The organism is Streptomyces sp. NPDC026659, from assembly GCF_040638245.1.
GTDB lineage: Bacteria > Actinomycetota > Actinomycetes > Streptomycetales > Streptomycetaceae > Streptomyces.
Map to the genome: position 1 here is coordinate 206,431 of NZ_JBEZXY010000005.1, position 25,671 is coordinate 232,101.

At 72.3% G+C, this 25,671-nt stretch carries 24 protein-coding genes and 1 tRNA gene; 12 read left to right on the plus strand and 13 right to left on the minus strand.

Annotation, left to right across the window (positions count from 1 at the left end):
- Positions 1–40: 40 nt before the first annotated feature.
- Positions 41–781, plus strand: a complete 741-nt coding sequence (locus tag AB0E91_RS15070) for a DUF6227 family protein (protein ID WP_361780610.1) — start codon at positions 41–43, stop codon at positions 779–781.
- Positions 782–934: 153 nt separating this feature from the next.
- On the opposite strand, the gene AB0E91_RS15075 is transcribed toward AB0E91_RS15070, so the two are convergent.
- From AB0E91_RS15075 to AB0E91_RS15085, 3 genes are all read right to left on the minus strand, one after another.
- Positions 935–3,085: a fructose-specific PTS transporter subunit EIIC gene (locus AB0E91_RS15075; RefSeq protein WP_361780613.1), complete on the minus strand. Its 2,151-nt coding sequence runs from the start codon at positions 3,083–3,085 to the stop codon at positions 935–937.
- Between the two features lie 180 nt (positions 3,086–3,265).
- On the minus strand, positions 3,266–4,213 hold the full coding sequence (gene pfkB / locus AB0E91_RS15080) for a 1-phosphofructokinase (RefSeq protein ID WP_361780616.1): 948 nt from the start codon (positions 4,211–4,213) through the stop codon (positions 3,266–3,268).
- A complete protein-coding gene (locus AB0E91_RS15085) occupies positions 4,210–4,971 on the minus strand; it encodes a DeoR/GlpR family DNA-binding transcription regulator (RefSeq protein WP_161180569.1) in 762 nt (253 codons plus the stop codon). Before AB0E91_RS15085 ends, pfkB begins: the two co-directional genes overlap by 4 nt.
- 253 nt (positions 4,972–5,224) lie before the next feature.
- Between AB0E91_RS15085 and AB0E91_RS15090 the strand changes: the two genes are divergently transcribed.
- Positions 5,225–6,199, plus strand: coding sequence for a YafY family protein (locus AB0E91_RS15090; protein ID WP_361780619.1), 975 nt, complete (start codon positions 5,225–5,227; stop codon positions 6,197–6,199).
- A gap of 13 nt (positions 6,200–6,212) precedes the next feature.
- Here AB0E91_RS15090 and AB0E91_RS15095 read toward each other — a convergent pair whose 3' ends face one another.
- Together AB0E91_RS15095 and AB0E91_RS15100 are read right to left on the minus strand one after the other, a co-directional pair.
- Positions 6,213–7,049 (minus strand): TetR family transcriptional regulator, encoded by an 837-nt coding sequence (locus AB0E91_RS15095; RefSeq protein ID WP_361780622.1) that lies wholly within the window; start codon positions 7,047–7,049, stop codon positions 6,213–6,215.
- A 389-nt stretch (positions 7,050–7,438) separates the two neighbouring features.
- Positions 7,439–8,440, minus strand: a complete 1,002-nt coding sequence (locus AB0E91_RS15100; protein ID WP_361780625.1) for a sigma-70 family RNA polymerase sigma factor — start codon at positions 8,438–8,440, stop codon at positions 7,439–7,441.
- A gap of 194 nt (positions 8,441–8,634) precedes the next feature.
- Between AB0E91_RS15100 and AB0E91_RS15105 the strand changes: the two genes are divergently transcribed.
- Complete coding sequence (locus AB0E91_RS15105; RefSeq protein ID WP_361780628.1) at positions 8,635–9,216, plus strand: N-acetyltransferase family protein; 582 nt, start codon at positions 8,635–8,637, stop codon at positions 9,214–9,216.
- Positions 9,217–9,238: 22 nt separating this feature from the next.
- On the opposite strand, the gene AB0E91_RS15110 is transcribed toward AB0E91_RS15105, so the two are convergent.
- Positions 9,239–10,048 carry a class III extradiol ring-cleavage dioxygenase gene (locus AB0E91_RS15110; RefSeq protein WP_361780631.1) on the minus strand — a complete coding sequence of 270 codons (810 nt, stop codon included), beginning with the start codon at positions 10,046–10,048 and terminating at the stop codon, positions 9,239–9,241.
- A 134-nt stretch (positions 10,049–10,182) separates the two neighbouring features.
- Here AB0E91_RS15110 and AB0E91_RS15115 point away from each other — a divergent pair, with 134 nt between their 5' ends.
- Positions 10,183–10,692, plus strand: coding sequence for a MarR family transcriptional regulator (locus AB0E91_RS15115; protein ID WP_361780634.1), 510 nt, complete (start codon positions 10,183–10,185; stop codon positions 10,690–10,692).
- A gap of 49 nt (positions 10,693–10,741) precedes the next feature.
- Here the strand turns inward: AB0E91_RS15115 and AB0E91_RS15120 are convergent, their stop codons facing one another.
- The gene (locus AB0E91_RS15120) at positions 10,742–12,283 is read right to left on the minus strand and encodes an MFS transporter (RefSeq protein WP_361780637.1); all 1,542 of its coding nucleotides are present in this window, start codon (positions 12,281–12,283) and stop codon (positions 10,742–10,744) included.
- A 244-nt stretch (positions 12,284–12,527) separates the two neighbouring features.
- Positions 12,528–13,169 (minus strand): helix-turn-helix domain-containing protein, encoded by a 642-nt coding sequence (locus tag AB0E91_RS15125; RefSeq protein WP_361780640.1) that lies wholly within the window; start codon positions 13,167–13,169, stop codon positions 12,528–12,530.
- Positions 13,170–13,474: 305 nt separating this feature from the next.
- Here AB0E91_RS15125 and AB0E91_RS15130 point away from each other — a divergent pair, with 305 nt between their 5' ends.
- The 5 genes from AB0E91_RS15130 (at position 13,475) to AB0E91_RS15150 (ending at position 17,307) form a co-directional block, all read left to right on the plus strand.
- On the plus strand, positions 13,475–14,812 hold the full coding sequence (locus tag AB0E91_RS15130) for a M6 family metalloprotease domain-containing protein (protein WP_361780643.1): 1,338 nt from the start codon (positions 13,475–13,477) through the stop codon (positions 14,810–14,812).
- 188 nt (positions 14,813–15,000) lie between these two features.
- Positions 15,001–15,076 (plus strand) — tRNA-Arg (locus AB0E91_RS15135).
- Positions 15,077–15,191: 115 nt separating this feature from the next.
- A complete protein-coding gene (locus AB0E91_RS15140) occupies positions 15,192–15,809 on the plus strand; it encodes a hypothetical protein (protein WP_361780646.1) in 618 nt (205 codons plus the stop codon).
- A 167-nt stretch (positions 15,810–15,976) separates the two neighbouring features.
- The gene (locus AB0E91_RS15145; protein WP_361780649.1) at positions 15,977–16,561 is read left to right on the plus strand and encodes a sigma-70 family RNA polymerase sigma factor; all 585 of its coding nucleotides are present in this window, start codon (positions 15,977–15,979) and stop codon (positions 16,559–16,561) included.
- Complete coding sequence (locus tag AB0E91_RS15150; protein ID WP_361780652.1) at positions 16,558–17,307, plus strand: anti-sigma factor; 750 nt, start codon at positions 16,558–16,560, stop codon at positions 17,305–17,307. The genes AB0E91_RS15145 and AB0E91_RS15150 overlap by 4 nt, the downstream gene beginning before the upstream one ends.
- Positions 17,308–17,407: 100 nt before the next feature.
- Here the strand turns inward: AB0E91_RS15150 and AB0E91_RS15155 are convergent, their stop codons facing one another.
- Both AB0E91_RS15155 and AB0E91_RS15160 read right to left on the minus strand, forming a co-directional pair.
- Positions 17,408–18,070 carry a fasciclin domain-containing protein gene (locus AB0E91_RS15155; RefSeq protein ID WP_361780655.1) on the minus strand — a complete coding sequence of 221 codons (663 nt, stop codon included), beginning with the start codon at positions 18,068–18,070 and terminating at the stop codon, positions 17,408–17,410.
- Between the two features lie 92 nt (positions 18,071–18,162).
- Entirely contained in the window at positions 18,163–19,761 is a 1,599-nt protein-coding gene (locus AB0E91_RS15160; RefSeq protein ID WP_361780658.1) for a molybdopterin-dependent oxidoreductase, read from the minus strand.
- A 190-nt stretch (positions 19,762–19,951) separates the two neighbouring features.
- Here AB0E91_RS15160 and AB0E91_RS15165 point away from each other — a divergent pair, with 190 nt between their 5' ends.
- Positions 19,952–21,460: a SulP family inorganic anion transporter gene (locus AB0E91_RS15165; RefSeq protein WP_361780661.1), complete on the plus strand. Its 1,509-nt coding sequence runs from the start codon at positions 19,952–19,954 to the stop codon at positions 21,458–21,460.
- A 2-nt stretch (positions 21,461–21,462) separates the two neighbouring features.
- Here AB0E91_RS15165 and AB0E91_RS15170 read toward each other — a convergent pair whose 3' ends face one another.
- The gene (locus tag AB0E91_RS15170) at positions 21,463–22,113 is read right to left on the minus strand and encodes a peroxiredoxin-like family protein (protein WP_361780664.1); all 651 of its coding nucleotides are present in this window, start codon (positions 22,111–22,113) and stop codon (positions 21,463–21,465) included.
- Between the two features lie 124 nt (positions 22,114–22,237).
- Between AB0E91_RS15170 and AB0E91_RS15175 the strand changes: the two genes are divergently transcribed.
- Positions 22,238–22,837, plus strand: coding sequence for a TetR/AcrR family transcriptional regulator (locus AB0E91_RS15175; protein ID WP_361780667.1), 600 nt, complete (start codon positions 22,238–22,240; stop codon positions 22,835–22,837).
- Between the two features lie 209 nt (positions 22,838–23,046).
- Here AB0E91_RS15175 and AB0E91_RS15180 read toward each other — a convergent pair whose 3' ends face one another.
- Positions 23,047–23,409 carry a TraR/DksA C4-type zinc finger protein gene (locus AB0E91_RS15180; RefSeq protein ID WP_361780670.1) on the minus strand — a complete coding sequence of 121 codons (363 nt, stop codon included), beginning with the start codon at positions 23,407–23,409 and terminating at the stop codon, positions 23,047–23,049.
- Positions 23,410–23,595: 186 nt separating this feature from the next.
- On the opposite strand from AB0E91_RS15180, the gene AB0E91_RS15185 reads away from it, so the two are divergent.
- Entirely contained in the window at positions 23,596–24,519 is a 924-nt protein-coding gene (locus AB0E91_RS15185; protein ID WP_361780673.1) for a slipin family protein, read from the plus strand.
- Here the strand turns inward: AB0E91_RS15185 and AB0E91_RS15190 are convergent.
- Positions 24,470–25,654 (minus strand): MFS transporter, encoded by a 1,185-nt coding sequence (locus tag AB0E91_RS15190; protein ID WP_361780676.1) that lies wholly within the window; start codon positions 25,652–25,654, stop codon positions 24,470–24,472. The genes AB0E91_RS15185 and AB0E91_RS15190 overlap by 50 nt on opposite strands.
- Between the last annotated feature and the right edge of the window lie 17 nt (positions 25,655–25,671).

The window sequence follows — 25,671 nt, forward strand, 5'->3', positions numbered from 1 at the left end:
TGCACCCACCAGGTGACATGCAGCGACGCCGGGAGAAACCTTGAGCGTTCCGTACGAGACGGCGGAGTACGAATCCGCCGAGTCTCCCGAGGAGCACCTCGAGCGGCTCCTCGGCCGCACCCTGAACTCCTTCGAGCTGCCCGACGAGGTGATACGCCGACTCGACTGCGCGCTGGCGCACGACAGTTCGCTGCACTCCGCGCACCACAGCGCGGGGCTGCACCGCGAGACGTACCGCCACACCTGGCTGCTGGCGGACGGTTCGGCGGTCACCCTGTGGGAGCTGGTCCACAACACCGCCCCGGGCGGCGACACCCACCACGAGGTGTACATCGACGAGGAGGAACTCCAGACGGCCACCACGCGCCTCGCGCTCCCCCAGGAGACGCCCGACTTCGAACTGCCGCTGCCGGCCGAGCTGTCGGCGGTCCCCGAGCCGCGTCATGTGTATGTCGCGGACAACTCGGCGGACCACGCCCGGCGGCTGCTGCGCCGCGCGGAGAACCCGGACCGGCCGGACGCGGCGACGGCGGCGCTGCTCGCGACGACCGCCGCCCACCAGATCACCCAGGCCTTCGGCCGCCCCGGGCGCCGGACCGCGCGGGCCGGGCTGAGCTTCGCGCTGTACGAGCACGCGTTCCTGCTGCGGGACGGCCGGGAGGTGTCCCTGTGGGAGGTCGAGCACACGGCGACGCCCGACGGGCGGCACATGTGCGAGGTGTACACGAGCCAGGACGCGGCCCGGGACGCCATGGAGCGGCGCGCGGCGACGCACGGCTGACGGTCCGGCTCCGCCGGAAAACCCTGAGAACGCTGAGAACCCTGAGAACGCCGAAAACCCTCAGAGCCCCGAAGGCCCCGGGCATCGGAAAGGCGTCACGGCCCGGGACTCGGAAGTCCAGGCCGTGACGCCTCGCTTCGGTGGCGGCAGCCGTCAGGCGGCTATCGGCTGCTTCGCGTCCTGCTTGTCCTCCGCCGGGGTCGCGGAGGTTCCGGAGGCCGCGTCCCCGGGCTGCTTGCGGGTGCCCTTGAGGACGATCACCAGGGCGGTGCTGACGCAGACGCCCGCGGCGATGGCGAGCAGGTAGAGGAACGCGTTGCCGATCAGCGGGACCACGAAGATGCCGCCGTGCGGGGCGCGCAGGGTCGCGCCGAACATCATCGACAGCGAGCCGGTGACCGCGCCGCCGACCATCGCGGACGGGATGACCCGCAGCGGGTCGGCCGCCGCGAACGGGATCGCGCCCTCGGAGATGAAGGAGGCGCCGAGCACCCAGGCGGCCTTGCCGTTCTCGCGCTCGGTCGGGGTGAAGAGCTTGCCGCGCACGGTGGTGGCCAGGGCCATCGCCAGCGGCGGGACCATGCCGGCCGCCATGACCGCGGCCATGATCTTCATCGCGGAGTCGCTGGGGCTGGCGACGGCGATACCGGCGGTGGCGAAGGTGTAGGCCACCTTGTTGACCGGGCCGCCGAGGTCGAAGCACATCATCAGGCCGAGGAGGGCGCCGAGCAGGACGGCGTTGGTGCCGGTGAGGCCGTTCAGCCAGTCGGTCATGCCCTTCTGGGCGGCGGCGATGGGCTTGCCGATCACCACGAACATCAGGAAGCCGACGATCGCCGAGGAGATCAGCGGGATCACCACCACCGGCATGATGCCGCGCAGCGCCGCCGGGATGTTCACCCGCTGGATCGCCATCACCACGCCACCGGCGATCAGACCGGCCGCGAGGCCGCCGAGGAAGCCCGCGTTGATGCTGAGCGAGATCGCGCCGCCGACGAAGCCGGGGACGAGACCGGGGCGGTCGGCCATGCCGTAGGCGATGTAACCGGCGAGGACCGGGACCAGGAAGTTGAAGGCCATGCCGCCGATCTGGAACAGCAGCGCGCCCCAGCTGTCGGCCTGGGTCCACACGAAGTGGTCCATGACGGAGGGGGCCTTGTTGACCGTCCAGCCGCCGATCGCGAAGCCGAGGGCGATGAGCAGACCGCCCGCGGCGACGAACGGGACCATGTAACTCACGCCGGACATCAGCCACTTGCGGAGCTTGGTGCCGTAGCCCTCGGTGGAGTCGCCCGCGCGTTCCACGGGGGTTCCTCCGGCCGCCGCGCCCGCGGGGGCGGTCTTCTCGCCGCGCTCCGCCTTGGCGCGGACCTCGGTGATGAGCTCGGCGGGGCGGTTGATGCCCGCCTTCACACCGACGTCCACGGTGGGCTTGCCCGCGAAGCGGTCCTTCTCGCGCACCGGCACGTCGTGGGCGAAGATCACGGCGTCCGCCGCCGCGATCACGGCCGGGTCGAGCCGGGTGAAGCCCGCCGAGCCCTGGGTCTCCACGACCAGCTCGACGCCCGCCTCGCGGCCCGCGTTCTCCAGCGACTCGGCGGCCATGTAGGTGTGGGCGATGCCGGTGGGGCAGGAGGTGACGGCGACGATCCGGAACGGCCGCGCCTGCGGGGCCGCGTCCTCCGCGACCGTCTCCGCCAGGGGCGTCTCCGCCATGACCGTCTCCGCCGGGGGCGTACTGCCCGCCGCGGCGTCGGCGGAGGCCGCCGCCGACGCCGTGGCGGTGTCCTTGGGGGCGCCCTCCGCGCCCGCACCCTCACCCTCGGGAGCCTCCCCGGCGCCCTTCGCCTCGGCCGCCGCAGGCTCCTCGCCCCGGATCAGCGCCGCCGCCGTACCCGGGTCGGAGACCGCCCGCAGCGCGTCGGTGAACTCGGTGTTCATCAGCTGGCGCGCCAGCGAGGAGAGGATCGTGAGGTGGGCGTCGTCGGCCCCCGCCGGGGCCGCGATCAGGAAGATCAGGTCGGCCGGCCCGTCCGCCGCGCCGAAGTCGATCCCGGCCGCGCTGCGCCCGAAGGCGAGCGTCGGCTCGGTGACGTGTTCGCTGCGGCAGTGCGGGATGCCGATGCCGCCGTCGAGGCCGGTCGGCATCTGCGCCTCGCGGGCGGCCACGTCGGCGAGGAAGCCCTCCAGGTCGGTCACCCGGCCCAGGGCCACCATGCGTTCGGCGAGGGCGCGCGCCGCCGCTTCCTTGCTCTCGGCGGACAGGTCGAGGTCGACCAGGTCCGCGGTGATCATCTCGCTCATCGCGGGCTCCTTTGCTCGCGTATCGCCCGGGGCGTGGGGTGGGCGTGACGGGGGACGGGGGTGTTGCTGTGGGGGAAGTGGGAGAGGTGGAACAGGGCGGGCACGACACCGGCCGCCCGGTTGGACCGACGTACGGGGGACGCGGCGCTCATGGCACTGGCCCCTTCGGTGCGGCGGCGCTCATGACACCGGCTCCGTGAGCGGCCGGTCGGACGGGATGTCCGCCGTGACCGTCACGCCCGCCGGGTCCAGATCGGCGGGCGTCGGCATCACACTGCCGGGCAGCTGCACGGCGGCCGCGCCGTGCGCGACGGCGGAGGCCAGGGCCTCCGGGCCGCTGCCGCCCGCGATCAGGAACCCGGCGAGCGAGGAGTCACCCGCGCCGACGTTGCTGCGTACGGCGTCGACGGGCGCGGTCGCGAACCAGGCGCCGTCGCCGTCCACGAGCAGCTGGCCGTCGGCGCCGAGGCTGGCGAGCACGGCGCGGGCGCCCATCTCACGCAGTTCCTCGGCGGCCTTGACCGCGTCGCCCACGGTGAGCAGGGGGCGCCCGACCGCCTCGGACAGTTCCTCGGCGTTGGGCTTCACCACGTCGGGCCGGGCGCGCAGGGCCTCGGACAGCGCGGGCCCCGAGGTGTCCAGGGCGATGCGCTTGCCCGCGGCGTGCGCGCGGGTCACGAGGTCGGCGTACCAGGCCGGGGCCAGGCCCCGGGGCAGGCTGCCGCAGCAGGCGATCCAGTCGGCGTCGGCGGAGTGCGCGCGGACGGTGTCGAGGAGCGACTCCTGCTCGGCGGCGGACAGTTCGGGCCCCGGCGCGTTGATCTTCGTGAGGACGCCGTCGGCCTCCGCGAGCGCGATGTTGGACCGGGTGGCCCCGGCGATCGGCACCGGGGCGACCTCGATGCCCTGCGCGTCGAGCAGTTCGGAGATGAGCGCGCCGGGGGCGCCGCCCAGGGGCAGTACGGCGACCGTGCGCCGCCCGGCGGCCGCGACCGCCCGCGAGACGTTCACGCCCTTGCCGCCCGGGTCCATGCGCTCGCCGGAGGCGCGGATGACCTCGCCGCGTTCCAGGGCGGGGACCTCGTAGGTGCGGTCCAGGGACGGGTTCGGGGTGACGGTGAGGATCATGCGCGTACTACTTCCGTGCCGCCGCGCTCGACGGCGGCCGCGTCGTCGGGGCTGAGCCCGCTGTCGGTGATCAGCAGGTCCACGTCGTCCAGTCCGGCGAAGCGGGCGAAGTGCTCCTGGCCGTACTTGGCGGAGTCCGCGAGGAGCACGACCCGGCGCGCGGCGGCGACGGCCGCGCGCTTGACGGCGGACTCGGCGAGGTCGGGGGTGGTCAGACCGTGCTCGGCGGAGAAGCCGTTGGCGGCGACGAAGGCCACGTCGGCGCGGATCTCGCCGTACGCGCGCAGCGCCCAGGCGTCCACGGCCGCGCGGGTACGGTGCCGGACCCGGCCGCCGATCAGATGGAGCTGGATGCCCGGGTGGTCCGCGAGGCGGGCGGCGATGGGCAGGCTGTGGGTGACGACGGTGAGCGAGGACTCCAGCGGGATCGCGGCGGCCATGCGGGCGACAGTCGTACCGGCGTCGAGGATCACCGTGCCGTCGACGGGCAGTTCCGCGAGGGCCGCCTTGGCGATGCGGTCCTTCTCGTCGGCGGCGGTGGACTCGCGCTCGGTGAGGTCGGGCTCGAAGTCGAGCCGGCCGGACGGGATGGCCCCGCCGTGCACCCGGCGGACCAGGCCCGCGCGGTCGAGGGCCTTCAGGTCGCGGCGGATCGTCTCGGCCGTGACCTGGAACTCCTCGGCCAGCGACAGCACGTCCACCCGGCCGCCCTCACGGGCGAGCCGGAGGATCGCCTGCTGCCGCTCCGGTGCGTACATCTCCGCCGCCTCCGCGTCGTCGTCCCCGGCCCGTTGTCCGGTCGTCGTACGGTCCACTGTCCGAGACCACCGTCCGGCCATCGCCGTTGATGCCCGAACGTGTGGTTTCACTCGGAGGCTACGCCGGGATTTCCGGAAAGTAAACGGGTTCGGACTTTATTCGGGCATGAACGGGCTTCCGGGCAGACAGGAACGGAACCGTCCCGGGGAAAGCGGCCAGCTCCTGTCCCCTTTCTCCGTCATCCTCGACCTCATGACGACGGACACCCCGGCCCGGCTCCTCCGCCTCCTCTCCCTCCTCCAGACTCCGCGCGAGTGGCCCGGCGGCGAGCTGGCGGACCGGCTCGGGGTCTCCCGCCGTACCGTGCGCCGGGACATCGAGCGGCTGCGCGAGCTGGGCTACCCGGTGCAGGCCACCCTGGGTGCCGTGGGCGGCTACCGGCTGGTCGCGGGCAAGGCGATGCCCCCGCTGCTGCTCGACGACGAGGAGGCCGTGGCCATCGCGGTCGGACTGCGGGCCGGGGCGGGGCACGCGGTGGCGGGCGTGGACGAGGCGTCGGTACGGGCCCTGGCGAAGCTGGAGCAGGTACTGCCCGCCCGGCTGCGCCACCGCGTGACCACTCTCCAGGCCGCGACCACTCCGCTGACCGGCGGCGACGGCCCGAGCATCGCGCCGGAGACCCTGACCGCGCTGGCCTCGGCGGTCACCGGACGCGAACGGCTGCGGTTCGCCTACCGCGCCGGGGACGGCGGCGAGTCCCACCGGCTGACCGAGCCGTACCGCCTGGTGTCCACCGGCACGCGTTGGTACCTCGTCGCCTACGACCTGGAGCGCGAGGACTGGCGGACCTTCCGGGTGGACCGGCTGAGCGAACCGTTCGCCACGGGGGCGCGCTTCACACCCCGGGAACTCCCCGAGGGCGGTGTCGAGGAGTATCTGCGCCGTTCGATCTGGCTCCACCAGGGCAGCTACACCTTCACCGTCCGCTTCGCCGACGCGCCCGAGACGGTCGCCGCCCGGCTGCCCAAGCGGCTTGGGCGGCTTGAGACTTGCGGGGACGGCGGCTCGACGCTCACGGGTACGAACAGCGAGCCCATGGAGTGGCTGGCGGTACGGCTCGGGCTCACCGGGTGCGAGTTCACGGTCCTGGAGCCGGAGGAACTGGTGTCGTGCGTACGGGAGTTGGGCGGGCGCCTGAGCCGGGCCACGGACCCGCCCGACCCGTAGTCCGCGCCAACTTCTAGGCCGTGTCCGGCTCTTCCTCCCAGTCGAACCCCGTCAGCGTCTCCAGGTTGCGCAGGGCCAGGGCGGCCGGGCCCGTGGCGCCGGTGTGCGGGGCGGTGGTGTGGGCCCAGGACTCGACGGCGACCCGGACGGCCGCGCCCGCGACGGCGGCGGCGAAGCGGAGGCGGGGGGTGACGGGGACGGGCTCCGCCTCAGCGGCCGTCGCGGACCCGGCATCCGCCACGGCCCCGGCACCCCGCGCCGCCCCGGCACGCGCCCCGAACCCGGCATCGTTGTCGGAGCCGTCCACCGCCCCGGCCCTCGGCCCGCCCGGCGCCTCCGCGCCCGTCCGCCGCCCCGCCAGCACCCGGGCCAGCTGCTCCTCCGTCTCCTGGCAGACCTCCGCCCACACCTTCCGCAGCGCGGGCCCGGTGTGGGCCATGCGGATGAGGGTGCGGGCCCACTCCCAGGTCGAGGCGGAGACGCCGCTGCCGGGGGCGAGGGTGTGCTCGACCGCGTGGCGCAGCGCCTCGGGGACGGTGAGGTGGGCCGGGGCGGCGCGGACGGCCTGGGTCCAGCATTCGGCGCCGGCCGCGTAGAGCGGGGCGACCGCCTCTTCCTTGGAGGCGAAGTAGCGGTAGAAGGTGCGCGGGGCGATGCCTGCCGCCGCCGCGATGTCCTCGGCGCGGGTGGCCTTGAGGCCCTGCCGTACGAAGAGGGTGGCTGCCGCGCGGGCGATCTCCATGCGGGTCTCGGCCTTGCGGCGCTCGGTCAGGGACGCCGAGGGCGAGGCCGGAAAACGCTGCCGGTGTGCTGTGGTGCCGGTGGTGCCGGTGGTACGGGTGGTGCTCACGTCGGCAGGCTATGCCCATGTGGCAGAATCTGCCATTCGGTGGGCCACCCCGCGGTTCAGGTGCGGGGTGGCCCGCCTCGCCACGGGCTTCCCGCCTCTCCACAAGAGTTTCGCCCCGTCCCACCCCACGCAAAAGCCGGGCCCGGCGCCTGGGGGGGGGTAGGCGCCGGGCCCGGCTGGGAAGTCCCGGCGCCGGGGGGGATGGCGCCGGAACTGGCTCATGGCTGGTGCGCGTGGGGAGCGCGGCCAGGTTCAGGTGGGGAGTGCGGCCCCGGGAGCACTCGAACTCCTGGGCTCGGAAGGGTTGTTCCCCCGGTGCCGGGCGTTGAAGCGGCGGTACCGCGCCATGTTGGCGCGGCACTCCGCCACCCGGCACACTCCTTCAACGATCAGGCGGCCGCGTCGAAACCGGTGTCGCGGGCCAGCTTCTTCAGTTCGAGCAGTGCGTGCTTCTCGATCTGCCGGATGCGCTCGCGGGTCAGACCGTGCTCCTTGCCGACCTCGGTGAGGGTGCGCTCGCGGCCGTCCTCGATGCCGTACCGCATCTTGATGATGGAGGCGGTGCGCTCGTCAAGGCGGCCGATCAGGTCGTCCAGTTCCTCGCGGCGCAGCAGGCTCAGCACCGACTGCTCCGGGGAGACCGCCGAGGTGTCCTCCAGCAGGTCGCCGAACTGGGTCTCGCCCTCGTCGTCCACCGACATGTTCAGCGAGACCGGGTCGCGGGACCAGTCGAGCACGTCCGTCACGCGCTCCGGCGTCGAGCCCAGCTCGGCGGCGATCTCCGCGGGCTCCGGCTCGCGGCCGTTCTCCCGGTTGAACTCGCGCTGCACCCGGCGGATGCGGCCCAGCTCCTCCACCAGGTGGACGGGGAGCCGGATGGTGCGGGACTGGTCGGCTATGGAACGGGTGATGGCCTGACGGATCCACCAGGTGGCGTACGTCGAGAACTTGAAGCCCTTGCGGTAGTCGAACTTCTCGACCGCGCGCACCAGGCCGGCGTTGCCCTCCTGGATGAGGTCGAGCAGGGGCAGGCCGCTGCGCGGGTAGCGCCGGGCCACGGCCACGACCAGGCGGAGGTTGGAGCGGATGAAGACGTCCTTGGCCCGCTCGCTCTCCTCGAACAGCGTCTCCAGCTCTTCGCGGGTCGCCGCGGCGGCGGTCTCCTCCACCCCGTCGAGCACCTGCCGCGCGAACACACCCGCTTCGATGGCCTGGGACAGCTCGACCTCCTTGGCGGCATCGAGGAGCGGCGTGCGCGCGATCTCGTCGAGGTACATGCCGACCAGGTCCCGGTCGGCTATCTCGCCGCTGTGGACGCGGACGCTGCTGCGGGCCTTGTCGGCCGTCTCGCCGGTGACCGACCTACGACGGGCGACGGCACGGGTTGCCATGCGTGCTCCCTTGCGATTGGGCGGGTGGGTCCTGAAACGAACGCTGAGCACTCCCGGGACTCTCTCTCGGGACTCTCCTCGAGTGCCCTGCATCTGTGGGAAACAACGACTGGAATCCGGACAGAATTCCCCACCAGCCCCCCGAATTTCCTGATCATGCAGTACCCTGCGGGGCCACACAGGGAGGAGCGACGGTGTCCGGACGTACAGAGGTGCAGGTCAGACCCGGCACGGAGGCCGATCTCGGCGCCCTCACGGACCTCTACAACCACTACGTACGTGAGACGGCCGTCACATTCGACACGGCGGAATTCACCCGTGCGGACCGCCGGCCCTGGCTGCTCTCCCACCCGGAAGACGGCCCGTACCGCCTGAAGGTTGCCATCGGACCGGACTGTGAATCAGACACAGCGGCGCGCAGCGCCTCGTTGAGGGGTGGCGGCCGGGAGACGGGTGGGCGGATTCTGGGGTACGCCACGTCCAGCCCGCACCGCCCGAAGGCGGCGTACGCGACCTCGGTGGAGACCTCGGTGTATCTCGCCCCGGACGCGACCGGGCGCGGCGTCGGCACCCTGCTCTACACCGCCCTCTTCGCCGCGCTGGCGAAGGAGGACGTGCACCGCGCCTACGCCGGGATCGCGCTGCCCAACGAGGCGTCCACGCGGCTGCACACCCGGTTCGGTTTCCGGCACTTGGGCACGTTCGGCGAGGTGGGCCGCAAGTTCGGCCGCTACTGGGACGTGGCCTGGTACGAGAAGGAACTGCCGGACCGCTGAGGCCGCCCGGCACACTGAGCGGTCACCCGAACTGCAGCGAGCGCTTGGCGAGCCCCATCCAGAAGCCGTCGATCACCGAGCGCGGCCCGTCCAGGTCGCCGTCGGCCGCGCCCATGGTGACGAAGAGCGGGGCGAAGTGTTCGGTGCGGGGGTGGGCGTAGCGCCCGGCCGGGGACTTGTCGAGGAAGTCCAGCAGCGCGTCCCAGTCGCGGGCCTCCAGCGCCCGCCTGCCCCAGTCGTCGAACTCGGTGGACCAGCTCGGCACGCCCGCGTGGCGCAGGGCGGCCAGGTTGTGGGTGAAGAAGCCGGAGCCGACGATCAGCACGCCCTCGTCGCGCAGCGGGGCGAGCTTGCGCCCGAGGTCCATGAGGCGGGCCGGGTCGAGGGTGGGCAGCGAGACCTGGAGGACGGGGATGTCGGCGTCCGGGAACATCTCGACGAGCGGGACGTAGGCGCCGTGGTCCAGGCCCCGGTCGGGGATGTCCTGGACGGGCACACCGGGGGCGCGGAGCAGCTTGCGGACGGATTCGGCCAGCTCGGGGGCGCCGGGGGCGTCGTAGCGGACGCGGTAGTAGTGCTCGGGGAAGCCCCAGAAGTCGTAGACCAGCGGGACGGCAGTCGTGGCGCCGAGCGCGAGCGGGGCCTCCTCCCAGTGGGCGGAGACGACGAGGATCGCGCGGGGCCGGGGCAGGTCCGCGGACCAGGCGGCGAGCTGGCCGGGCCAGACGGGGTCGTCGGCGAGCGGCGGGGCGCCGTGGCTGAGGTAGAGCGCGGGCATACGGTCCGGGCGGGCGGACTCCTGCTGGACGGCGGCGGACACGGCGTCGGACATGGCGGCGGCTCCCGGTGGTCGGTCACCCTGCGAGGGCGTCGCCTGAGAGAAATGCTTTAACTCTCAAGCTTTACAGAAACAGCGTACGCCCCAGTTGTTCAACTTTCAAGAACACGCCTCGTACAGTGGGACGCATGAACACGGCATCGGACTCCGCCGACGGGCACCGCTGGCTCACCGACGAGGAACAGCGCGTCTGGCGCTCCTACCTGCACGCCACGACCCTCCTGGACGACCATCTCGACCGGCAGCTCCAGCGCGACGCCGGAATGCCCCACATGTACTACGGCCTGCTCGTCGGCCTCGGCGAGGCACCGCGCCGCAGGCTGCGGATGACCGAGCTGGCCCGGAAGTCGAAGATCACCCGCTCCCGCCTCTCGCACGCCGTCGCCCGCCTGGAGAAGAACGGCTGGGTGCGCCGCGAGGACTGCCCCTCCGACAAGCGCGGCCAGTTCGCGGTGCTCACCGACGAGGGCGCCGAGGTGCTGCGCCGGACCGCCCCCGGCCATGTGACCGCCGTACGGCAGGCGCTGTTCGACCGGCTGACCCCGGAACAGCAGAAGACCCTCGGCGAGATCATGCAGATCGTCGCCGAGGGTCTTCAGCCGAGCGAAGCGGGTGCCGACCTGCCCTGGCTGCGCTGAGTCGCACAGTCGGGGCAGGCCCTCCTCACGGGGTCAACGGTTCAGTGGCTCAGTGCGCGACCACCGGGATCTGCACCTCGTCCTCCGCGCCCGCACCGTCACCGGAGGCGACCTTGGTGGAGCCCGGACGGCCGGCGTTGACGAAGGTGAACGCGATCAGCGAGGCCGCCGCCAGGATGCCGACGGCGAACCAGATCGCCGTGCTGTAGCCGTGCACCATGCCCTGGAGCTGGACCAGCTGGGCCTGCGGCTTGGAGGCGGCGCCGGCGATGTGGTCCTTGATGTACGACGTGGTCGCGGACGCGGCGATGGTGTTCAGCAGGGCGGTGCCGATCGCGCCGCCCACCTGCTGCGAGGTGTTGACCATCGCGGAGGCCACACCGGCGTCGCGGGGCTCGACGCCCATGGTCGCCAGCGACATCGCGGGCATGAACGCCGTACCCATGCCGAGGCCGAGCAGCACCATGGCGGGCAGCAGGGTCGCGGCGTAGGAGGTGTCGACCTTCAGCTGGGTCAGCAGCAGCATGCCGACACCGGCGACGAAGAAGCCGGGGCCCATCAGCAGGCGCGCCGGGACGCGGGTCATCAGACGGGCGCCGATCTGGGTCGAGCCGGTGATCATGCCCGCGACCATGGGCAGGAACGCGAAGCCGGTCTTGACCGGGGTGTAGCCCTTCACGATCTGGAGGTAGTAGGTCAGGAAGAGGAACAGGCCGAACATGCCGATGATGGCGAGGCCGAGCGAGAGGTAGATGCCGCCGCGGTTGCGGTCGGAGACGACGCGCAGCGGGAGCAGCGGGGCCTTGACGCGGGCCTCGACGACCACGAACGCCAGCAGCAGCACGCCGGAGGCGACGAACATGCCGATCGTCAGGCCGTCGCCCCAGCCGTCGGACTCGGCGCGGGTGAAGCCGTAGACCAGGGCGACCAGGCCCAGGGTCGACAGGATGACGCCGGGGATGTCCAGCGGGGAGCGGTTGCGGCCGCCCTCGGGCTCACGGATGACGTACCAGGCGCCGAGCGCGGCGACGACGGCGAACGGCACGTTGACGAAGAAGGTCCAGCGCCAGTCCAGGTACTCGGTGAGGAAGCCGCCGAGGATCAGGCCGACGGCACCGCCGCCGCCCGCGATGGCGCCGTAGATGCCGAACGCCTTGGCGCGCTCCTTGGCGTCCGTGAACATCACGGCGAGCAGGGAGAGCGCGGCCGGGGCCAGCAGGGCGCCGAAGACACCCTGGAGGGCGCGGGCGCCGAACATCATGACGCCGCTGGTGGCGATGCCGCCCAGCGTGGAGGCGGCGGCGAAGCCGATGAGACCGATCAGGAAGGCGCGCTTGCGGCCCCACTTGTCGGCGATGCGGCCGCCGAAGAGCAGCAGGCCGCCGAAGGCGAGGGCGTAGGCGGTGACGACCCACTGCCGGTTGCCGTCGGAGATGCCGAGGTCGCGCTGGGCGGACGGCAGGGCGATGTTCACGATGGTGGCGTCGAGGACGACCATCAGCTGGGCGAGCGCGATGAAGACGAGCGCCTTCCAGCGGTTGCTGTCGCCGCCGGACGCGGCGACGGGAGCCTTGTCGGCTGTCTGAGACATGGGGGTACCCACTCCGGTACTTCGTGAGGATGAAACCCACGAGGGCGAACTCGTGAGGATGAATCTCGTGAGGATGAATGAGGCGCCTCGCGGGCGATTCCGTACGGCGTTGTACGGACGGACGCGTGCGCGGAGGCGTGCGGTATCGGCGGCGCGCCCTCGGGGCGGCCGGAAGCGTGTGGGGTCGCGGAGCCGGGGCGCGGGCCCGGCCGGACCGGTCGGTCAGGCGGTCAGATCGGTTCGGTCAGGGCCGGCGCAGGTCCTCCATGGTCACGGCCGTACCCGGCAGGACGGAGCGGGCCGGGGCCCGCAGACCGTCCAGGAATAGCTGGAGATGACGGTGGACGAAGCGGTCGACGCTGAAGCAGGCCGTACCGGCCGGGGGCCGGCTGAGCTGCGCCGCGGCGACCAGCAGGTCACCGACGCCGACATCGGTCCGCAACTGCCCGGCGGCCTTGGCGCGGTCCATGATCTCCGCGACCAGCCCCTCGATCCGCCGGCGCGCGGCCTCCAGGTCGGGGTGGTCGTGGTCGAACGCGCTGGAGACCATCGGACACAGTGCGCTGATCCGCTCCTCGGCGGCGGCGTGCACGAAGCGCTCCAGCGCGGCGAAGGCGTCGCCGGTCTCCGCGAGGGCCCGCTCGGCCGCGTGGGCCGTGCGGTCCATGACGGAGCAGACGACCTCGCGCGCCAGGGCGTCGCGGTCCGGGAAGTTGCGGTACAGCGTGGCGTTGCCGACGCCGGCCCGGCGGGCGATCTCGTCGAGCGGCACATGCAGGCCGTGTTCGACGAACATCTCGCGGGCGGCGGTGACGATCCGCTCCCGGTTGCGCAGCGCGTCGGCACGGGGCCGGGACGCCTTGCGGGCGGGGGCTGCGGTCTGCACGGCGAACTCCACTTCGAAAGGTCGGGCGGTGGACACAGGGTCAAGCGGTGGACACCTGGTTAAACGGGGAAAGGTTCCCCGGTTATTTCCCCTCGCGGAATTTTCCGGATGTGACCTGAGTCACGCGCCCCTCGACCCCTGTCCCACTTGCCGCGATTCACCCCCAGCCTATGTGATTCACACCTGCTCGTACGGAAATCCCACGATCGGTCTCTTCCAGCGCGCGACCCCCGCACCGCCGACACAGGGTGAGCGCAAGGGTGCAGTCGGAGACGGGCGGCTGCCGTGGAGCGAGAGGTCCCTGCATGCAGCCGCAGTCGCCCCGCCGCATACGCGCGCGCCGCGCGGCCGCCCTGGCCTCCGTGACCGTCCTGACCTTCGCGGTCAGCACCTCGGCCGGGCCCGGTCTGCTCACGGCGCACAGCCCCACCGGCCCCACGGGCCTCACCCGCGCCGGCGCCGCCCTGGCGCCCTGCATGATCCACGGCGGCACCGACGTCCAGATGACGGAGGGCGTGCCCACCTCGGGCGGCTACTCCCGCTCCACCGGCACCGTCCACGCGCTGACCCTGATGATCGACTTCCCCGACGCCAAGGGCCGGGGCAGCGCGCTCGACCGCTTCCACGAGTTCTTCCCGCAGACCCAGGAGTGGTTCCGCAAGGCGTCGTACGGCCGCCTCGACTACCGGCCCGAGACCCCCGTCACCCACTGGCTGCGGATGCCGAAACCGTTCAAGGACTACGGCATAGAACGCGGCGCCCCCTTCGACCCCGGCTACCGGGACCTGGTCCACGACATCGTGGACGCCGCCGACCCCGGGGTGGACTTCCGCTCGTACGACCTGCTCAACGTCCTGGTCACCCCGAACGCCGGGCCCTCCGCCCTGGACACGGTGCTCTCCGTGACCTTCGCGGGCAACGGCGACGCCCCGGTCGCCGACGGCGCGCCCATAGCCAACGCGTCCTTCGTCTACTCCCGCCAGGACGACGGCTCCGGCACCTACGACAGGACCGGCTACCGGGTCCTCCCGCACGAGAACGGCCACACCTTCGGGCTGCCCGACCTCTACACCCAGGACGGCGGCAGCTCGGTCGGCCACTGGGACATCATGAGCGAGGACTGGGGCGCCAACAACGACCTGCTCGGCTGGCACAAGTGGAAGCTCGGCTGGCTCGACACCTCCCAGGTCGCCTGCGCGACGGCCAAGGGCAGCACGGAGTACACGCTGACCCCGCTGCACGAGAAGGGCGGCGGCAAGCTGATCCTGGTCCCGGTCGACGGGCGCACCGCGTACGCGCTCGAGCTGCGCACCGAGGGCGGCAACGACGAGGACGTGTGCCGCCCGGGCATCCTCGTCTACAAGGTGGACGCCGACGTCGACACCGGCCGGGGACCGGTGACCGTCACCGACGCCCACCCCGACAGCGGCGGCTGCACCCGCAGCCCCAACGTCCAGGCCGAACTCTCCGACGCCCCCTACACCCCCGGCCAGACCTTCAAGGACACCGAGCACGGCATCACCGTGCGGGTCATGAGCGCGGACTCCTCGGGGAAGTACCGGGTGCGGGTGACGCGGACGCGGGGGGTGCCGGAGGGGACGGGGGCGGCGGGGGCGGTGCCGGAGACGCTGGGGCGCAGGTGATTCCGGCCGGTCTCCCGAAGGGACTCGCCCCGAGATCAACCGACGCGCGAGGGACCCGAGTTACTCCACCCCCGCGACGCCGCCCGGCGTCCCCCACACCCTCCGCCTCCGATCCGCTACCCTGTCATGGGCAGCCACAACGTGGCCGCCCACACCCTTGCCGGAGCGACACCGCTCCCCAAGGCCCCGCCTTCGTAGCTCAGGGGATAGAGCACCGCTCTCCTAAAGCGGGTGTCGCAGGTTCGAATCCTGCCGGGGGCACCAGGTAAAGGCTCCGCATGGATCATCGCGCGGGGCCTTTATTCCATGGTCAACGCGTTCTGCCGCCGGATAACCTGCCGCGTCGTCCGTCGGGATCAGAAAGCGTGCCGGTAACAACGTGAACGTCCGTCTTGTCATGCAGTTCGTGGTCATGATGGCCATAGCCCTCGGCCTGTTCTTCGCCGGTCTGGCGGAGGGCGGGATGATGCTCGGGCTGCTGGGCCTGGTGTTCTTCTTCTTCGTGCTCGATCCGCTGGTCCGGGCGCTGCTTCCCCCGTCCTTCTTCCCGGCTCCGCGTGGGGCGCAGGCGACCTGTGCGCTGTACCGGGGGTGGGGGGCGAAGCTGGCCCTCCGGCTGGGGATGGGCCCCTCCCGCACGGTGCAGGCTGACGCCGTGCGGCTGCGGACGGGTGTGCGGCTCAGCATGTTCGCGTACGGGCTGCGCGACGGGAGTCAGACCCTGGGGAACCTGCTTCTCGACCAGGCTGCGGACGGCACGGTCCGGCTGGCCTGGCGCAGGCGCGGGAAGGGCGCCGTCGACGAGCCGATCAGCCTTGAGTGGCCGCCGGCCGTACATCCGGAGCGGCAGCAGCAGAACGCCGCGCAGGCCCGCATGAAGTTCACCGCGGCCGTGGACCTCGACAACGCGTCGTACTGGCTGCGCCCCCACGACGCGGCCCTGCTCCAGCTGGTTCTCGGAAACGGCGCGTCCGTCGCCCCGCACGTCTCCATCTGAGCCATCTGATCCATCTGACGCAGCACATGTGAACGGCCCCGGACGCCCTCGTCCGGGGCCGTTCACATGAGGCGTCGGACCGTCCAGGCTCACGGACCAATCCGCCACCCCCGCGGCCTCGGATTACCCGGAGATGTTCCGGTTCGTCGCGCCCAGGGAGTTCCGCAGTGAGGGAAGCCGTCCACATCGGCCCAAGTCCGTCGTCCAAACCTGACCTGCAGCAACTGGTGCACGAGGTGGCCCTCGGGGACCAGGAGGCGTTCACGGCGCTCTACGACGCGGTGGCCGGGTCCGTGCTGGGGGTCGTCCGGGCGGTGCTGCGGGACCAGGCGCAGTCGGAGGAGGTCGCGCAGGAGGTCCTGGTGGAGGTGTGGCGCACCGCGCCCCGCTACCGGCCCGAGCGCGGGACCGCCGTCAACTGGATCCTGACCCTGGCGCATCGGCGCGCGGTGGACCGGGTCCGGTCGGTGGAGGCCGCGGCCGCCCGCGACACCAAGGCCGCGCTGCTGGACCGGACGCCCGCGTACGACCAGGTGACCGAGCAGGTCGAGACCCGGCTGGAGCAGGAGCAGGTACGGCGCTGTCTGCGCACGTTGACCGATCTGCAGCGGCAGGCGGTCACCCTGGCCTACTACCGGGGCCTGACCTACCGCCAGGTCGCCGAGTCGCTCGCGCTGCCGCTCGGCACGGTGAAGACACGGCTGCGCGACGGACTCGTCCGGCTGCGCGACTGCCTGGGGGTGACCGCGTGACGACCGCCGATCCGCATCTGCTGACGGGTGCCTACGCCCTGCACGCGCTGCCCGACGAGGAGCGCGCCGCCTTCGAACGCCATGTGTCCGGCTGCGCGTCCTGCGCCCAGGAGGTGGCGGAGTTCACCGCCACGGCCGCCCGGCTCGCGTCGGCGTCCGCCGTGCCCGTGCGCGACGGGATGCGCCGGGAGGTGCTGCACCGGGTCACCACCGTGCGGCAGGTGCCTCCGGCCACCGCGCCTGCGCACGAGGTACGGCGCCGTCTGCCGCGCGGGCGCGGACCGGCCCGGTGGGCGCTCGCCGCCTGCCTCGCGGCAGCGGTGGGCTTCGGCGGTACGGCGGTGTGGCAGTACGAGCGCGCCCAGGACGCCCGGCAGCGGGCGGCGCTCGCCGAGCGGCAGGCCGACGAGGTGGCCGGGGTGCTGAGCGCGCCGGACGCGCGGACGCGGTCGGCGCGGGTCGCGGGCGGCACCGGCACCCTGGTGGTGTCCGCCGGCCGGGACCGGGCCGTGTTCGTGGCCTCGGACATGCCCGCGCCGCCGAAGGGCAAGGTGTACCAGCTCTGGTTCGCGGACGGCGGCACCATGCGCCCGGCGGGCCTGATGAGCCCCGGCCGCGCCGCGCAGACCGTGCTGATGCGGGGACGGGTGGACGGCGCCTCCGCCGTCGGCGTCACCGTAGAGCCCGCCGGTGGCTCGCCCCGGCCGACCAGCACTCCCGTCGGTCTGCTGACCATGCCGTCCTGACCATGCCGACAGCACGCCACGACGGCACGACGGCGAACGCGCCGTACGGTCCCCTCCGCGAAGGAGACCGTACGGCGCGTTCCCGTGTGCCCCGAGAGCGTCAGCTCTTCGGCATCAGGACCGAATCGATGATGTAGACACGGGCGTTGGCGGTGCTGACGTTGCCGCAGACGACCTTCGCGGAGCCGTTGACGGTGTACGACTCGCCCGAGCCGGAGGTCGTCAGCTTCGACTTCTCCAGCGTGTCGAAGGAGCCGTTCGCCAGGTCGGCGGGCATGAGCTTCTTGCCGACGACGTGGTAGGTGAGGATCTTCGTCAGCTCGGCCTTGTCGTTGAGGACCTTGTCCAGGGTCGCCTTCGGGATCTTGTTGAAGGCATCGTTGGTCGGCGCGAACACCGTGATGTTCTGGGCGTTGTTGAGCGTGTCGACCAGACCGGCCTTCTTCACCGCGGACACGAGCGTGGACAGGGCGGGGTTGTTCGAGGCGGCGGTGGCCACCGGGTCCTTGGCCATGCCGTCGAAGGAGCCCGCGCCGTTCTTCGGCACGGCGGAGCAGGCGGAGCCGAAGGGCTGGTCCATGGCGGAACCGCCCATGTCGCCACTGCTCTGCGAGGCGGAGGCGGAGGCGGACGCCGCCGACTTGCCCGACGCGTTCGGCTTGCCGGAGTCGGCGTCCTTGTCGCCGGAGCAGGCGCTCAGCGCCAGCGGCAGCACCGCGGTCGCGGCGAGGGTGACGGCGATACGGCGGGCACGAGTGTTCATCAGAGATCTCCTCTTGAGAGTGCGGCGGACTGCCGCGTTCAGGGCTGAAAGGAAAGGGAGTTGGTCCGGAGGGGGCGTGAACGCCCCGGGTTTCACTCGACGGTGACCACCACCGAGTGCCACCCGTCGGCGCCGTCGGGGACCGTGCGCGTACGGCGTGCGGTCTGGACGGCGCCCGTACGGTCGGTCGCGCGCACGGTGAGGGTGTGTCCGCCCTGGGTGGCCTGCCACGGGAAGGACCACTGCCGCCAGGTGTCCCGGCCGGCCTCCTCAGCCAGCCGGGCCTCCTGCCACGGGCCGTCGTCGACGCGCACCTCGACCTTGTCGATGCCCCGGTGCTGGGCCCAGGCCACACCCGCGACCATCACCGGACCGGCCTTCGGGCGGGCGAACGGCTTCGGGGTGTCGATCCGCGACTGGGTCTTGACCGGGGCCCGGCGCGCCCAGCCCCGCTTCACCCAGTAGGGGTCGTAGGCGTCGAAGGTGGTGAGTTCGAGGTCCTCGATCCACTTGCAGGCGGAGACGTAGCCGTAAAGGCCCGGCACCACCATGCGGACGGGGAAGCCGTGCGCGAAGGGCAGCGGTTCGCCGTTCATGCCGAGGACGAGCATCGCGTCGCGGCCGTCCAGCACGTCCTCGACCGGTGTGCCGAGCGTCATGCCGTCGACGGAACGCGCGACCAGTTGGTCGGCCGGGCCGCCCTGGGACGGCGGGCGCACCCCGCACTCGGCGAGCAGGTCCGCGAGCCGGACGCCGAGCCAGCGGGCGGTGCCCGTGTAGGGGCCGCCGACCTCGTTGGAGACACAGGTGAGGGTGATGTCCCGCTCGATCAGCTCCCTGCGCAGCAGGCTGTCGTAGGTGAAGACGGCGGGCCGTCGTACGCCCCGGCCGTGCACGCGCAGCCGCCAGGTGCTCGCGTCGACCTTGGGCACGACCAGGGCGGTGTCGACACGGTAGAAGTCCGTGTTCTCGGTGACGAACGGGCTGATCCCGGGGATGCGGAGCCCGGCGCGGGCGGGAACGGGCCGGGCGGGTGACCCGGGGCGGGGCAGGACCACACCCGCGCGCGAGGCGGCCGCGCCCTTGCCGCTCGCTCCGTTCAGGTACCTGCCGGTCGCCCCGGCGGCGGCCGACGCGGCCGCGGTGGCCGCCGCCGTGAGGACGAAGCCCCGGCGGTCGAAGGCGCCGATTGCCCCGGCGGCGGGGCCGGGCTCCCCCCTGCCCTCCTGGAGGCGGCCCACGAGGACGTACAGGAGCAGCGCCCCCGCTACGGCGCCGACCACGGACGGCAGTGCGTCGGCGAGGCCCGTGGAGTCGGGGCGGCCGGTCGCGGCCAACGCGCCGACGGCCCCGAAGAGGAGAACCCCGGCGGCTCCCGCCCGCCGGAACCGGACGGCCCGCACCCCCAGCCCGGCCGCCAGGACGGCCAGCACGACCACGATGCCCGTCTGGAGCACGAGCTTGTCGGCGGTGCCGAACTCACGGATCGCCCAGTCCTTCACCGCGGCGGGCGTGCGGTCGATGGCGGCGCCGCCCACGGCGACGACGGGGCCGGACTCCGGACGGACGGCGGCGGACGCCAGCTCGGCCGTCGCCAGGGCGCCGAAACCGGCGAGCAGGCCGCTGAGCGCGCCGAGCGCCCTGCGCGCCGGCCCCGGAGGCCCTGTCTGATCTTTCTCCTCGTCCCTCACGACGGGAATCCGGGGCTGTGGCCTGGGCGGATGGGTGGATTCCCCGGATCAGGTGAAATCCGTTCCGCGACCCATCCGGGAGGGTGCGCAGGTACGTATTACCCGTTCGGGGCTCCGCGGGCGCGGCCCCCCGCACACGTCACCGCGGGTAAAATTGCCTCTTTCCCGAGCACGACAGGTTCGTTTTCTCTTGCCCTCCTCCGCACCGTCCCCGGCCGCGTGGTCGCGTGGTTTCCGCCGTCCGTCCTGGCTGTCCGACCCGAGGGTGCTGCGCACCGAGGTGCTGGCCGGGCTCGTGGTCGCCCTGGCGCTGATTCCGGAGGCGATCTCGTTCTCCGTGATCGCGGGGGTCGATCCGGCCATCGGGTTGTTCGCGTCGTTCACGATGGCCGTGGTCACGGCCGTCGTCGGCGGGCGCCCTGCCATGATCTCGGCGGCCACCGGTGCCGTCGCGCTGGTCATCGCACCGGTCAACCGGGAGCACGGCTTCGGCTATCTGATCGCCACCGTCATCCTGGCCGGTGTCCTCCAGATCGTCCTCGGCGCGGTCGGTGTCGCCAGGCTGATGCGGTTCGTGCCGCGCAGTGTGATGGTCGGCTTCGTCAACGCCCTGGCGATCCTCGTCTTCATGGCGCAGGTGCCGGAGCTGACCGGCGTGCCGTGGCCGGTGTATCCGCTGCTCGCCGCCGGGCTGGCGATGATGGTGTTCCTCCCGAGGGTCAGCAGGGTGATCCCGGCGCCGCTCGTCTCCATCGCCGTCCTCACCGTGGTGACGGTCGCCGCGGGGATCGCGGTGCCGACCGTGGGCGACAAGGGGAAGCTGCCGTCGTCGCTGCCGGTGCCGGGGCTGCCCGACGTGCCGTTCACCCTGGACACGCTCACGACCATCGCCCCGTACGCGCTCGCGATGGCGCTGGTCGGGCTGATGGAGTCGCTGATGACCGCCCGGCTCGTCGACGACATCACCGACACCCGCTCCTCCAAGACGCGCGAGTCCGTCGGGCAGGGCATCGCCAACATCGTCACCGGGTTCCTCGGCGGCATGGGCGGCTGTGCGGTGATCGGCCAGACGATGATCAACGTGCGGGTCTCCGGGGCCCGTACGCGGCTGTCCACCTTCCTGGCGGGGGCCTTCCTGCTGACGCTGTGCGTCGTCTTCGGGCCGGTCGTGTCCCGCATCCCCATGGCCGCGCTGGTCGCGGTGATGGTCATGGTGTGCTTCGCGACCTTCGACTGGCACTCCGTCGCGCCGAAGACCCTCAGGCGGATGCCCGCCGGGGAGATCGCCGTCATGGTGCTCACCGTCGTGTGCGTGGTCGCCACCCACAACCTCGCCGTCGGCGTCGTCGTCGGCTCGATCACCGCCATGGCGGTCTTCGCCCGGCGGGTGGCCCGCCTCGCCGAGGTCACCGCCGTCACCGACCCCGACGGCGGCACGGTCGTCTACCGGGTGAGCGGCGCCCTCTTCTTCGCCTCGGCCAACGACCTGGCCGGCCGGTTCGACTACACGGGCGACCCCGGCAAGGTGATCATCGACCTCTCCGCCGCCCACATCTGGGACGCCTCCTCCGTCGCCGCGCTGGACGCCGTGGAGGCCAAGTACGCCCAGCGCGGCAAGACGGTCGAGATCACGGGCCTGAACGAACGCAGCGCCCGCATCCACGGGACGCTCAGCGGAGAACTCGCCGCGAAGGACTGACGTCAGCGGAGGGAGTCCAGGGCCCTGACCACGTCCCCCGGCTCGGCCCGCTTCGTGTAGTCCGTGTCGACGAACGCCCAGCGGATCACCCCGGCCCCGTCGATGACGTACGTCGCCGGGATCGGGAGCGTGCGGGAGTGGCCCCCGTTGGAGCGGTGGAGGTCGATGCCGAGCCGCGCGTAGACGGCGGCCAGGTCGTCGGGGAGGTCGAAGGCGAGGCCGTACTGCCGCGCCACGGCGGAGCCCGGATCGCTCAGCACGTCGAAGGCGAGCGCGTGCTTCTCGGACAGGGTGAGGGACTCGTCCGGGACCTGCGGGGAGACCGCCACCAGCCGGGCACCGTGCGCACCGATCTCCTCGTGGTGCCGCTGGAGGGCGCGGAGCGCGAGATTGCAGTACGGGCACCAGGCCCCGCGGTAGAAGGTCAGGACGACGGGTCCCCGCGCGCGCAGCGCGTCCAGTGAGAGCGTGCCGCCGGTGGCCGTGGCGAGCGTGAAGTCCGGTGCCTTGTCGCCGGTGGTCAGGGCACGGGCGGCCTGACCGGAGTCGGCGAGTTCCTGGTCCGCGCGCCGCATGACCTCGCGGATCTCGGCGGGGATGTCCTTCTGGCGCGCGGTGTGGAAGGCGCGCAGTTCGGTGTTCAGCGTGGTCATGGCCCTCGTCCCTCCCGGAGCTCATCTTGAAACGTTCGTTCCAAGATGGCTCCAAGATAGCCGCCGCCCGTCGATTCGGGGCACGTATCTTGGAATCGGCATTTCAAGATGGCGAGGACGGACCATGCCGGACATCAAGCACTTCGACCCGGACGCCACCCTGGACACGGTGGTGCGGCTGTTCTGGCAGCGGGGCGTGGCCCCGACCGGCATCCAGGACGTGGTGACCGCCACCGGGCTCAACCGGTCCAGCCTGTACGCCACATACGGCGGCAAGCAGGAGCTGTACCGCGCCGCCCTGCGCCGCTACGTGGAGCAGTGGTCGTGGCCCGCGTTCCGGCGCCTGGCCGAGGACGGGCGGGGGCTGCCGGCCGTCGCCGAGTTCTTCGGCGCCCTCGTCGAGATCCGCTGCTCGGGCGAGTACGCCCGCTGGGGCTGCATGATCGCCAACGCGCACGCCGGTGCCGAGAACGACGATCCCGAGGTGCGCGCCCTGCTGGAGCGGCACCATCAGGAGCTGCGCGACGCCATCCACGCCGCCCTCGCGGCCGCCGGGCGCCAGGGGCAGCTCGCGTCCGGGACGGACCTCGGCGCCTCCGCCGAACTGCTCGCCCTCCTCGCCTACGGCGTCAACCTCCGCTCCCGCGCCGGTGCCGAACCCGAGGCCCTGCGGCGGACCGTCACCGTCGCCCTCGACTCGATCAGGGGCGGCGCCGAGACGTAGAAACCCCTGCCAGGTCGTGTCCGCAGACAGGACTCTGCGGACACGGCCTAGGGGGTGTCTTGTCGATCAGGCCGGATCAGGGAGCGGCGTCTGGTGCCGTGCATCGCAAGGCGGAGGAGGGAGTCGATGCGGAGCATCGGCGACCGACGACAACGCGGCGAGGTGCGGTGCCAGACGCCGCGAGCCCGGCTTGATCGACGAGACACCCCCTAGCGCCGCCGCGCCCCCTCCGCGCACCCCACGCACATCGTGGCCGCGGGCCGTATCGCCAGGCGTTCCGGCGGGATCGGGCGGCCGCACGCTTCGCAGTGGCCGTAGGTGCCCTCGGCGAGGCGGGTCAGGGCGTCGTCCAGGGTCTCCAGGTGGGCCTCCGCCTGCTTGAGGAGCGAGGCGACGTGGGCTCGCTCGAAGGCGGTGCTGGAGCCCTCGGGGTCGTGTTCGTCGTCCACCGCCACCAGGGCGTTCGCCTCGACGATCGCCTGGAAGTCCCTGCTCAGCGCCTTGATCCGGGCGTTCGTGGACTCGCGTTCCGCCGCGAGGCGGTCGCGGACCTCCGTCGTCCAGTCGGTCATTTCACCGCAAACGCTCCCTTTCGCGGGCGTATTCCGTCGCGCCTTCGCGGCGGGTTCCGTCGCTCATTCCTTGCGCCATTCTTTGCGCGGTCATGACCGGCGGGCTCGCATCCACGCGGCCCCCCTTCGAGTCCTTCTCCTTGTCCGGGCCTGCCGGGCAAGAGTCGCGTCGGAGAATGGAGTGCCATGGACGGCGCCGTCGTCGCAGTGGTCGTGGCCGTGTTCCTGCTGCTCGTGCTGAAAAGCGGGATGCGGGTGGTCAACCAGGTGGAGCGCGGGGTGGTGTTCCGGCTGGGGAGGGCGCTGCCGGGGGCCCGGCAGCCGGGGATCACCTTCCTGGTGCCGTTCGCGGACCGGATGCGCAAGGTGAACGTGCAGGTCGTGACGATGCCCGTGCCGACGCAGGAGGGCATCACCAAGGACAACGTCTCGGTGAAGGTCGACGCCGTCGTGTACTTCCGGGTGGTCGACCCGGTGCGGGCCGCCATCGAGGTGCAGGACTACATGTTCGCCGTCGGCCAGGTCGCCCAGTCCTCGCTGCGCTCCATCATCGGCAAGAGCGACCTGGACGACCTGCTCAGCGACCGTGAGCGGCTGCACGAGGGGCTGGCCCTGATGATCGACAGCCCGGCCGCGGGCTGGGGCGTCCACATCGACCGGGTCGAGATCAAGGACGTCCAGCTGCCCGAGTCGCTGAAGCGGTCCATGTCCCGTCAGGCCGAGGCCGAGCGGGAGCGGCGGGCGCGGGTCATCACGGCCGACGGCGAGTTCCAGGCCGCGCAGCAGCTCGCCAACGCCTCGCGGATCATGTCGGACACGCCGGAGGCGATGCAGCTCCGGCTGCTCCAGACGGTCGTCGAGGTGGCCGCGGAGAAGAACTCGACGCTGGTCATGCCGTTCCCGGTGGAGCTGCTGCGGTACTTCGACAAGGCGGCGCAGCAGTTCGGCGGCGGGTCGGACGGCAACTCCGGGGCCGCCGCGCCTCAGGCCGCCCCCGCACCACAGGCAGCCCCCGAAGTCGCCCCCGCCCCCGCCGCTCCCGAGCTGACCGCCCCCGAGGCTAAGCAGCTTCCCGAGCCGCGGCCGCAGGAAGACTCCGGCCGGCCGTAGCGAGGGCCAGCGTCACGGTCGCCGACGCCGCCGCCATCACGGTCATCGCCGTTGCCGGAGAGGTGAGTTGGGCGACCGTACCGGCCAGTGTCGCGCTCACGCCCTGGAGGGTCAGCATGCCCGCCGAGTGCAACCCCAGGGCGTGACCGGCGAGTTCGTCCGGGATCAGGCTCATCAGCCGCTCCTGCTGGACCAGGCTCGCGCCGAAGCCGACGGAGGCGAGCGTCACGCACACCGCGGCCACCGGCAGCGGCGGGTGCGCGGCGAAGAGCAGGTACGGGACGGCCAGCAGGAGCAGCAACGGGGTCGCGAGGCGGGCGCGCACCCCGGGCGGGAGCAGGCGGCCCACCGTCACGTCCCCGGCGAACATGCCGAGCGCCGCGCAGGCGAACAGCGCGCCCGCCGCGTGGGGGGCGTACGACACGTAGAGCGATTCGCAGCCGACGACCAGGCCGTTGGGCACCCACAGCCCCAGATAGGTCAGGCGGCGCGAACGGGCCGACCACAGACGGGCGTTGGTGCGCCAGGTCGCCGCCGGGGACGGGCGGCCGCCGATCCGGGGCGGGCGCGGGGAGAGGCCGAGGCGCAGCAGCAGCGCGGCCGTCAGATACAGGGCCGCCGCCAGGAGCAGGCAGACGCGGGGGGAGAGGGCGGTCAGCAGGGCGCCGCCGGTGGCGTAACCGGTGATCTGCGTCAGGCCGCTCGTCATGTTGAACAGCGAACGCCCGGGCAGATAGCCGTCCTTGCTCAGGATCTCGTTCAGCAGGCCCCAGCGGACACCGCCACCGAGGGAGGCGACGAGGCCCAGCAGCAGGACGATCAGCAGGAGTACGCCCGCGGGCAGGCCGGGCAGCGCCTGGAGCGCCGTACCCGCCGCGAACGTCAGGGCGATGGCGGACAGGGCCGTGCGCGGGGGCAGCCGGTCGGCGCCGGAGAGCAGCACGGTCGCGCCGAGGACCTGGGCGAGGGACGGGCCGAACATGCTGACCGCCGCGAGCAGCGGGGAGCCGGTGGCCCGGTAGACGAGGGTGCCGAGGGCGAGTCCGCCGAGGGTCTGGGCCGCGGTCTGGGCGGCCGAGCCGAGGAACAGCGGGGTGAACTCCGGTGTACGGAACAGGGATCGGTAACTGGACATGCGGGGAGTTTCAAAGT